This is a genomic window from Suttonella sp., assembly GCF_056855035.1.
On the sequence record NZ_JBXGGR010000026.1, the window covers coordinates 1 to 10164 of the forward strand.

Annotated in this window: 11 protein-coding genes; 9 read left to right on the top strand and 2 right to left on the bottom strand. The window is 48.2% G+C overall.

All coding sequences use genetic code 11. From position 1 onward, the window contains the following. Nucleotides 1–157: 157 nt before the first annotated feature. Complete coding sequence (locus tag ACJHVI_RS02455) at nucleotides 158–1291, bottom strand: DNA recombination protein RmuC (protein WP_483183034.1); 1134 nt, start codon at nucleotides 1289–1291, stop codon at nucleotides 158–160. 44 nt (nucleotides 1292–1335) lie between these two features. Between ACJHVI_RS02455 and ACJHVI_RS02460 the strand changes: the two genes are divergently transcribed. From ACJHVI_RS02460 to ACJHVI_RS02495, 8 genes are all read left to right on the top strand, one after another. After that, complete coding sequence (locus ACJHVI_RS02460; RefSeq protein WP_483183035.1) at nucleotides 1336–1932, top strand: pseudouridine synthase; 597 nt, start codon at nucleotides 1336–1338, stop codon at nucleotides 1930–1932. Between the two features lie 10 nt (nucleotides 1933–1942). Then, on the top strand, nucleotides 1943–2977 hold the full coding sequence (gene trpD / locus ACJHVI_RS02465) for an anthranilate phosphoribosyltransferase (protein WP_483183036.1): 1035 nt from the start codon (nucleotides 1943–1945) through the stop codon (nucleotides 2975–2977). Beyond that, on the top strand, nucleotides 2974–3765 hold the full coding sequence (gene trpC / locus ACJHVI_RS02470) for an indole-3-glycerol phosphate synthase TrpC (protein ID WP_483183037.1): 792 nt from the start codon (nucleotides 2974–2976) through the stop codon (nucleotides 3763–3765). The genes trpD and trpC overlap by 4 nt, the downstream gene beginning before the upstream one ends. A 9-nt stretch (nucleotides 3766–3774) precedes the next feature. Continuing rightward, nucleotides 3775–4425 carry a uracil phosphoribosyltransferase gene (gene upp / locus ACJHVI_RS02475; protein ID WP_483183038.1) on the top strand — a complete coding sequence of 217 codons (651 nt, stop codon included), beginning with the start codon at nucleotides 3775–3777 and terminating at the stop codon, nucleotides 4423–4425. Continuing rightward, nucleotides 4394–5116, top strand: coding sequence for a DUF3108 domain-containing protein (locus ACJHVI_RS02480; RefSeq protein WP_483183039.1), 723 nt, complete (start codon nucleotides 4394–4396; stop codon nucleotides 5114–5116). Before upp ends, ACJHVI_RS02480 begins: the two co-directional genes overlap by 32 nt. Further along, nucleotides 5113–6036, top strand: a complete 924-nt coding sequence (locus tag ACJHVI_RS02485; RefSeq protein WP_483183040.1) for a hypothetical protein — start codon at nucleotides 5113–5115, stop codon at nucleotides 6034–6036. The genes ACJHVI_RS02480 and ACJHVI_RS02485 overlap by 4 nt, the downstream gene beginning before the upstream one ends. Before the next feature lie 184 nt (nucleotides 6037–6220). Continuing rightward, the gene (locus ACJHVI_RS02490) at nucleotides 6221–7534 is read left to right on the top strand and encodes a hypothetical protein (protein WP_483183041.1); all 1314 of its coding nucleotides are present in this window, start codon (nucleotides 6221–6223) and stop codon (nucleotides 7532–7534) included. A gap of 3 nt (nucleotides 7535–7537) precedes the next feature. Further along, a complete protein-coding gene (locus ACJHVI_RS02495) occupies nucleotides 7538–8506 on the top strand; it encodes a KamA family radical SAM protein (protein ID WP_483183042.1) in 969 nt (322 codons plus the stop codon). Between the two features lie 51 nt (nucleotides 8507–8557). Here ACJHVI_RS02495 and ACJHVI_RS02500 read toward each other — a convergent pair whose 3' ends face one another. Further along, nucleotides 8558–9241: an NBR1-Ig-like domain-containing protein gene (locus tag ACJHVI_RS02500; RefSeq protein WP_483183043.1), complete on the bottom strand. Its 684-nt coding sequence runs from the start codon at nucleotides 9239–9241 to the stop codon at nucleotides 8558–8560. Nucleotides 9242–9586: 345 nt separating this feature from the next. Here ACJHVI_RS02500 and ACJHVI_RS02505 point away from each other — a divergent pair. Then, nucleotides 9587–10164: hypothetical protein (locus ACJHVI_RS02505; RefSeq protein WP_483183044.1), on the top strand; the 578-nt coding region annotated here is incomplete at its 3' end.

A 10164-nucleotide genomic window follows, 5' to 3' on the forward strand; every position in this document is an offset into this window, starting at 1 on the left:
AATTTAACGGTGTAAGCAAAAATTTCGAATGGCATTTGAAAGAATGCGAATGGCGCCGGAAGCAGAGTATTGATGATTTAGAAAAACATTTATAGTCGCTTCTGCAATAAATTATACCAATCACTCTGCTAGTCTAGAGCCCTATTTTGACTCGAGTTTAATGTGGAGATTCGCCGCGGTATTCGTCGAGTTGGTGGAATTTTTCCGAGATGGATTGGGCGCTGCGGTGGATGTCGTTGACGTCTTGCTGGGCTTGTCCGATATGGCGGGCGAGGGCGTTCATGCGCTCTTGGAATTGGACGAAGTCTTGTCGCAGCAGGTAGAGTTGTTCGCGCAGTAGATGTGCTTGGCGGCGCGTGGCATCGTCTTTGAGTACGGCTTTGGCGGTGGTCAGTACGGCGGCAAGGGTGGTGGGCGAGGTCAGCCATATGTTGCGGTGCTGGGCGTAGTCGATGATGTCGGGGTAATTGGCGTGCAGTTCGGCAAAGATGGCTTCGGCAGGGATAAAGAGAATCGCCCCGTCTGCCGTATGCGGCGGGCAGATGTATTTGTCGGCGATGTCGTCAATGTGTTTTTTCACGTCTTTTGCCAGCTGGGCGGCATATTGCGGGGCTTGTGCGATTTTGCGGTAGCTTTCCAGCGGAAATTTGGCATCAATGGCGAGGTCGCCGGTAGGTGGCGGCAGATGTAGCAGGCAGTCCGGTCGTTTGCCGTTGGGCAGGGTGTGTTGGTAGGAAACGTATTGGGCGGGAATGAGGTTGTCGATGAGTAGGTGCAGCTGGCTTTCGCCGAAGGCGCCGCGGCTTTTTTTGTCTTGCAATACGTCTTTTAGGCTGCCGACGTCGCCTGCCAGTTGGTCGAGGCGTTTTTGGGCTTCGTCTATTTTGGCAAGGCGTTCGATGATGTCTTTGACGGTGTGGTCTTGCTGATGAAAGCCTTGTTCAAGGCGTTCGCCGACATGGGCGCTGATGTCGAGCAGGCGTTTTTCGGTAATGGCGGAGAGATGATGGATTTCGCGGTGTAGGTGTTCGTTTTGCCGTGCCAATTGCGCATTGAGTTCGTTACGCAGTGCGCCTTGCTGCTGGTTTTGCAGGAGTTGCCCGTGTTCTTGTTGGCGCAGGATGAAGTCTTGCAATTTGCCGAATTGGTTTTGCTGGTGGGCGGCGAATTGCTGTAGGGTTTCGATTTGTTTGTCGCGGTTGCTGTGCAGGGCGCGGCTGATGTATATCATAGCGGCGCTAATCAGGCTGATGCAGAGCGCAAACGCGGTAAAGAGCAGGGTGTCGGTCATGTTTTATGGGGGCAGGCTGGCGCCGGCGGCGCAGGCTCGCTATTATGCCTAATCTTTTTTATGTGGCTCAAGTGATGAAGCAAAATATTCTGCGCCCTGCTGCTGGCAAGTCTTTATGGCTGTTCAATAAGCCTTACGGGGTGATGTGTCAATTCAGCGGCGACGGTTCGCGGCGGACGCTGAAGGATTTTATTGAGGTGGCGAATATTTATCCGGCGGGGCGGCTGGATTTCGACAGCGAGGGTTTGGTCGTATTAACCGATGACGGGCGTTTGCAGGCGCGCATTAGCGAGCCGCGCTTTAAATTGCCCAAAACTTATTGGGTGCAGGTAGAGGGCGAGATAGACGAGGCGGCTGTGCAGCGTTTGCGCATGGGAGTCATGCTTAAAGACGGGCTGACTTTGCCCGCCCAAGCGCGTCGGATTGCCGAGCCTTGTTTATGGGCACGCGAGCCGCCGGTGCGTTTTCGTAAAAGTGTGCCGACTTCATGGATTGAGTTAAGCATCAGCGAGGGTAGAAATCGGCAGGTGCGGCGCATGACGGCGGCGCTAGGTTTCCCGACCCTGCGTTTGGTACGTATTGCTATTGGCACTTGGCGGCTGGCTGATTTATCATTAGGCGGATTGATTCGGATAAAATAGGGATAGCATAATGAAATCGGCAATCGCGCGATTGGTCAAAGGGGAAGATTTATCAGGCGAAATGATGCAGGATTGCATGCGCCGAATGATGAGCGGACAGGCAAATGAGGCGGAAATCGCCGCTTTTTTAACCGCCTTAACAATCAAAGGTGAAACGGTTGAAGAAGTTTGTGCCGCGGCGCGGGTGATGCGCGAATTGGCTTTGGCGGTAGCGCTGCCGGATAAAGAGGCGGTGATTGTCGATCCTGTGGGAACGGGCGGCGACGGCGCAAGTCTGTTTAATGTTTCAACCGCAGCATCGATTATCGCTTCGGCAGCGGGCGTTAAGATTGCCAAACACGGCAATATTGCGGCAAGCAGCGCTTCGGGCAGTGCGGATGTACTGCGGCAGGCGGGCGTAGAACTGACCTTGTCTGCACAGGCGGTGGCAGAGATGATTGAGGAATGCGGTTTCGGCTTTATGTTTGCCCAAGCCTTCCATTCGGCAATGCGCCATGTTGCGCCGGTGCGCCGTGCGCTCGGTATCCGTACAGTTTTCAATGTGTTAGGGCCTTTGTCCAATCCTGCCGGCGTGAAATATCATTTGTTCGGCGTGTTTAGCCGCGCATGGCTGATGCCGATGGCGGAAGTGGCGAAGAATCTGGGCGCGAAAAAAGTCTTGGTAGTACACAGCGATAATGGCTTAGATGAATTCAGCGTAACGCACGGCAATACTTATGTCGAAATGCAAGCCGATGGCAGTTTGTTGGAAAAACGTCTCGAACCGCGCGATTTCGGCATGAATTACAGCGACCACCGTGCTTTGCAGGTGGAAAACAGTGCGCAAAGTTTGGCATTAATTGAAGCGATTTTCGATGGCGGCGGTTCTGCTATCGGCTTGGATATGTTGGCATTAAATGCGGCGGCAATATTTAAAGTGGCAGGAATTTGCGAAAACTGGCAAGATGGCATTGTCTTAGCGAAAGAGACGATTCGTACCTGCAAGGCAAAAGCGCAATTGGCGCGCATTGCCGCCCTCAGCCGGCAAAAGGGAGATAATAAATGACAATTTTAGACGAGATTGTGGCGTATAAACGCCAAGAACTTGAGAATCAGAAACAATTGATTGATGCGGCAGCTTTAGAATCGCATTTGTATTCTTTATGTGATTCGCCGCGCCCCTTTATGCATCAAATACGCCGTTTTCAAAATCTGGGTCATCCCGCCGTGATCGCCGAGATTAAAAAAGCCTCGCCGAGCGCGGGCGTGATTCGAGAAGATTTTGATGTGCCGAGTTTGGCAAAAAGTTATGCTGACGGCGGTGCCTGCTGTTTGTCGGTTTTAACCGATAAGCAGTTTTTCCAAGGCAGTCCGCTGTATTTGCAGCAAGCCAGACAGGCGGTTTTGCTGCCTATTCTGCGCAAAGATTTTATTATCGACAGCTATCAGGTTTTAGAATCGCGCGTTTTAGGCGCGGACTGCATTTTGCTGATTGCGGCGATTCTAAGCGATGCCCAATTGCGCGAATATACCCAGCTGGCACATGATTTGGGCATGGATGTCTTGGTTGAAGTCCATGATGAAGTGGAATTCGAGCGGGCGGCACAATTGCCGATTTTTGCCATTGGCGTGAATAACCGCAATTTGCATGATTTTAGTCTATCCTTGGAAACCAGTTTGCGTTTGCAAGAAAAATTACCGCCTGATATGTTTTTAATTAGCGAAAGCGGCATTATGACGAGCGCGGATATTGCCCGTTTGGAAGCGGCAAATATCCATGCTTTTTTAATCGGTGGCTCGCTGATGAAAGAAAAGAATCCCGGTCAGGCTTTGCGTCATCTATTAAGTGCTTAGGAGGCATAAATGAGCGATAACAGACAATTTCCCCAGAATGTGCATGTGATTAATCATCCTTTGGTGCAGCATAAATTGACGACTTTGCGCAATAAACATACCAGCACGATGGAGTTTCGCGGCATTGCAGCGGAAATTGGTCTGATACTCGCTTATGAGGCGACACGCGATTTGGCATTGCAAACCGTGAGCATCGAAACGCCTTTGGAAGTCACGGAAGGGAAAGTGTTGACAGGTAGAAAAACATGTATTATCAGTATATTGCGTGCTGGAAATGGTCTGTTGCAGGGTGTGTTGCAATTGTTGCCGGCAGCGAAAGTAGGCTATGTGGGCATGGAGCGCGACGAAGAAACCCACCGCCCCCGCGCATATTATTGTAAACTACCCAAAGCAATGCAGGAGCGGACAACCTTGGTCGTAGATCCGATGTTGGCAACAGGATTTTCTGCCATTGAAAGCATTCGCCAAGCAAAATCCTTAGGCGCACAAGACGTGCGTTTTCTTTGCTTATTGGCAACTCCTGAAGGCATTGCGGCAATGCATGAGGCATTGCCTGAAGTGGCGATTTATACCGCCGCGATAGATAGAGGATTAGATGAAAACGCCTATATTCGACCGGGGTTAGGCGATGCTGGAGACCGTTTATATGGGACTTTATAAAAAAATCGCTCTATTGAGCGCAGGTTTGTGCTTGAGCTTTTCGGCTGTGGCGGTATCGAGTTATCGCGCCGTTTATGATGTTCAGGTGCGCGGCATCGGCGCCGGAGAAATTGTGCATGAGGCATTTTTTACAGAAGTCAGCTATCGTATCGATACGGTAGCCCATCCTGCGATTGCCGCAAAAATGCTCGGTTTTGGCGAGGCGAGAGAATCCGTTAAAGGCTTACTCAATGGTTTGACCGTGCAACCGCAAGTCTATCAGCGTTCGATGGAAGGCAAGCCGGAATACGCCCTAAATTATCGTTATGAACCGCAGTCGCATCAGGTGCAAATTACGGCAGGTAAAGATTCAAAGACCCAACAATATGACGAAGACCTTAATCCGCTTGATACTTTATCGATGGTGGCACAATCTTTGATTGATATCGAAAATAACCGTATGCCGAATGAATATACGCTCGTGATTGAAGACGAAATCAATTCTTATCATATCCAAAAACAGGGAACTGAAAATTGGAAGGATAGCAATGGCAAAACCATCACGGTGCATGTTTATCGCCAAAGCAACGGCAATAAGCAAACCCAGATTTATTTTGCAGAAAATCCTTTGCGTTTGATTCGTTTGGAACAACTGCGCAAAGGCGAACGCCGCTTTTCAATGACCCTTACTGATTATAAAACTTTGCAATGAAAGCCTTATTGCTCTCAACTTATCATCAAAAATCGATAGCTCAGAATTTGCTGACAGGGCTGCGTCAGCGTATCGGCACCTGCGAGTATTTTGCACTCACAGATGAACAGCAAGAAAACGCCGAACGTTTTTTCAGCCGCTATATCCGCTTATCGCAATTTGATCGGATTGTGATAGAAGCGCCGCAGGAATGGATTTATCAGCAAAGTCTTTTTTTGCGGCAATTGCCTTATTTGACGCTCTTATGCCTGAACAAGTCTTATAACGCAAAAGACAAGCGTCTACTCAAACGCAATTTGCATGTGATGCCTTGGATACGCTTTATTACGGCGGAGCATCAATTAGTGCATGATTTGGTGGATAAAGGCTATGACAGTTATTGGATTCGCCCGACGTTTGATTCGAGCCTGTATCGTGTGCGCCGCCGTGCAGGGCAGCCGCTGAAATGCGTGATTTACGGTAAAAATCCTTCGGTAAAAGAGATGGTGGTGCGCCAGCATCCCAATATACCGCTGCATTTCGTAAGCAATAGCGAAGAGTTGGCTTCTCAATTGCGCGAGCAAGATATTTTTATTTATCTTCTTGATGATAATATGGATTTTGAATTGGTGATTAAGGCTTTGGCGTGCGGCGCCATTGTTTTGATGCCTGATCCCGGCGCCAAAGCAAGTTTGCGCTATCATTGGCGGGATAATAAAAACAGCCTGTTTATTTCTGATTGGGCGGATGCCTTGCAAAAAGTGCAAGATTTATTCCATAACGAAGCGCGGCGCGAGCAATTAGTGGCGCATGGCTTGGAATTAGCGGAGCGTTTTACGCCCGAAAAAGTCGGGGAAATGTTGGGCGCCGCATTAGAGCCTGTTGTGCGCGATTCAGCGGATTATCCGCGCAAAACCCGGATATTCGGCTTTGAGTTTTAATTTATCTGTTAAACCGATAGTTGAGACTAGCCGGCGATGGCTATTATCAAAGCAGCAATTTTTTGCTGCCTTACGTCCTTTTGAGGCGGGAAGACAAAGCTGGTATTGGCTGATAGCCTGTATCAGCTTTTTCACGACTTTTATCATTTGGCAAAATGCCGACTACACTTTTTCAGAAGCTTCCGTGCGGCACATTTGGCAGGCGCGGCAAGAACCTTTCAATGCTTTTCAGTGGCTTTTAGCGCCTTTTGCCCATGGCGGCGAGTGGGCTTGGCTTTTCTTTATCGCCTTATTGCATGCCTATATCGCACTGGCTTTTGCATGGATTGGAGAAAAGATTGGCATCGGGCGCATCAGTTTGAGCTTATTATTGTTATTATTGAATTTTACCCTAGAATACAATGATTTCAGGCTGGAAATGAATCCCCAGCTTGTCTATGCCTGCCTATGGCTGACGGCGGTGGCTTTTTTCTTGGCGATGCAGGAGCGTTCGCTGATAAAAGCCTTTATCGCTTGGGCGGCTTGGATGTGGTTTGCCGCCTTATTCAGTGCGCAAGCGGTCATTTGGGCATTGGGTTTTCCGCTGTTGTTTTTGGCTTGGCCAAGACATGAGCGTTGGAATTGGCGCAGACCATTTGGCGATCGCGAAAAATTTTTGTCGATTTATTATGCCGTTGTCTTTTTTTTAATTGCCTTAGTACCTGATTGGCGCGATAGCGTGATAAATGTTGTGCGGCTGATGCAATTTCAATTTAGTCGCGCCACTTTGGAAATCTCACTGTATATGAGCGCGGATCAAGGCATGAGTTTAAGCACGATATCTGCGGTGCTGATTGCCATGCTCTTAATTGCCTATAAAACTCTACTGATTGCCGGTCTGCCTTTGGCGGTGCTGCTCTGGTTATCTATGCAGGCGGGAACCGCTTCGGTGTTAAATGGTCGTGTGCGTTTGTTTTTTTGGTTCGCCGTCTGTTTTTTCTGGCTGCTGAATGCGGTAAATTTGCTTTATCAAGGCAGAATTCACAGCGATATATTCTATATTCCCGTGCTGTTGCTGCTGTTATGGCTGTCCTCAAATGGGGCTTATGCCTTAATTCAGCAATGGCGGCAGCCCAGCCGCAAACCCGAACGCCGCTTGATTGCCTTGTGGCTTTTGGTCGCCTATGCTCTTGCCAGCATGATTCAGTTTGCTCCTTCAATGGGGCATCGGCGTGAAGCGGGCTTATTTGCACGCGCGCAAGCGGCGCCGATTGTGTATGCCAATTCGCCGCAAAGTCTTTTTTATGCGGGCTATTCGCCCATGCCCGCCAGTGTCGATTATTTGGAATTCGATACGCTGAAATATGCGCCGCGACAATATTTAGGCGATAAAGGATTGTATCTTTATTCTTTATCGCGACATGCGCAAATGCCGCCGGAATTAAAAGATAATTTTCAAATTGCAGCGGAATTTGCCAATCGTCGCGGCGATCGTAGCTTTGTCTTGCAAGCCAAATAATTCATGAAAACAGAAACCTTATTGGCGCATTTGCCAGCTCAAAGCCGCAAAGCCTTGCTGAAAAATTATCAATTTGCGATGACCGCCACTATGCGGCAGGCATTCAGCCAATCTGAACAGGGGATTGGTGCGCAATTTGTTCCCGATGTACGCGAACTCAATATTTTGCCGCAGGAACTTAGCGATCCGATTGCCGACGATCCCTTTAGTCCGCTGCCGTTTTTGGTCCATCGCTATCATAACCGCGTCTTATGGAAAATTGCACCGACCTGTGCCGTATATTGCCGATTTTGTTTTCGCAAAGAACATATCGGGCGCAAAGGAGAGCACCCGCAAACTGCCGATATCCAAGCCGCCTTAGCCTATATTGCCGCGCATCCGCAGATTGAAGAAGTGATTTTAAGCGGCGGCGATCCCATGACCTTATCCGCACCGCGCCTTGCCGCTTTTTTATTGCCTTTGCGCGAGATAGGGCATGTACAGCGGATTCGACTTCATACGCGCGTGCCGGTGGTTGCTCCTGATGATGTGCGCGAAGATTATTTGCAGGTGCTGCGCGATAGCGGTAAACAATTAGCCTTTGTGATTCATGTCAATCATACGGCGGAATTCACTGCGGCGGCAGATGCGGCGATTGCCCGCTTGCAACATGAAGCCTTATTGCTGTCGCAGTCGGTGCTGCTGAAAGGCGTGAACGATTCCGTAGAAATATTAAAATCCCTGACCGATGCCTTATTAGTGCGCCGCATCCGTCCTTATTATTTGCATCATTTGGACATGGCGCGCGGCACCTCGCATTTCCGCTTAAGCCTAGACGAAGGCATCGCCTTATATCAAGGTTTGCGTGCGCTTGTTTCGGGCATTGCTTTGCCGAATTATGTGGTGGAATTGCCCAATGGGGGCGGAAAAACGCCGGTTTTGCAGTTAAACGAAGCGCAGCGCGCAGCATTAGCGGCGATGGGGATTGTTTAAGTGATGGCAAAATTGCCTATTTTTTTGTCGCAAAATAGTTGAAAGCTGAATTTACGACCGCCGATTGCTTCCAAAGGATTTGACCAGTACCGATACCGATAATCCGACGCCATCAGGAAAACAAGGTTCGCCGTTTTCATCGACCATCTGCCAATAAGAAATATAGCGACCGGCGATATTGGGTGCGGTATAGCCCATTTTAAAAGTATAGGTTTGCTTGGGATAAACCACAGGCAAAGGCACCATTACCTCGTCAGGCAGAAATTGATAATCCGCTAAAGACTGTCCGTTGGGATAATGTTTAATGTGATGATAGGGGGCGTCAAGGTGCATGAAATAGCGGTTCTCCCAGACAACTTCGCCGATATTTTGAATCGTCCAAGATTTTTCAAAATGCGAACCGGTCATCACCAAAGTGCCGTCGGGGATTGTTTCTTCAATAAAACCGCTTAAATCAATCTTTTGCGATGCTGCGCAAGGCAATTCGATATGATCGAATTCCCGCCATTTTAAGCGGAACAAAAAATAATGATGCACGCCCATCGCTGTCGCCAGTGCCAGCAAATGCGGAATTTTAGGAACGCTGTTTTCCTCTAAAAGATGATACAAAGTGCTGCGTGCAATGCCGGCTTGTTCCGCGAGTTTGTCAAGGCTGATTTTTTTAGCGCGGCAATGTTTTCTAACATAAGTGGATAATGATTCTTTAGGTGTGCTTAATAAGGGCCGATAAGTCAATTTTGCCTCCTCCTATAGCATTTTTTTCAGCAAGCTTTTCGCAAAAGTAAGAGCGCTTTCTATAGCGCTTAAATTTCAGAATGATATATTTAAACGTTTGATTATAATCAATAAATTAATTATAAAGTTTGTCGTTTTCAAACCGTGAGAGCTATCCATTTTGCTTGCTTATCTAGTATTTTTCAAGCGTTATCTACCGCAAAAAATGTCGACTTTTCAGACAAAATGCCCTGTGTTTTTCGCCTAAAATGCGAACGTTATAGTGTCAATATTATTGTTAACCAACAGTTTGTCCGCTCTGAGGATATTGTTAATCAAAGCCTAACCATCCAAGCAATACCGAATATGACGCTGGTATTAAAAGATGCTGAGATGGGGATGCCGCTGAGTGGGATTAAAGGCAAAAGAGTAGATGATGATTTGATTTTAAGCAAAGAAGAAGATGAAGAAGTCGCATTGATAATAGCCGATTATTACAGCACGCCGAATGTTGAATTATCGGGGATTTCGGAAAATAGCATCATCGCCTATAACGCACCGGAAACAGTTGTTGAACATTCTCTGAGTGCAAATACCGCTAGCAGCACGGCAACAAGTGCCAATGATGATAAAGCATGGATAATCGGAGGGTTGGCAGCGCTTGGGGTTGTTGGTCTTGCGGTGGCAGCAAGCGGTGGTTCAAGCAATGACAATAAGCATGATAACAATAGCGGCAATAAACCAGCAGATGCAAGTGTCAATCAAATTAACCTCGTCAAATCTTCCATTAACGAAGGCGAGATCTTGAGCGCGACTGTAAAAATGAGCGATAAAAACGGCAATGCCAAACTTGCTTTCAGTTTATCGGGCAAAGGAATTACGGCTGATGATTATGGAACAGCAAGCTTTAGCAACGGTGTCAGCAAAAATGCGGACGGCACACT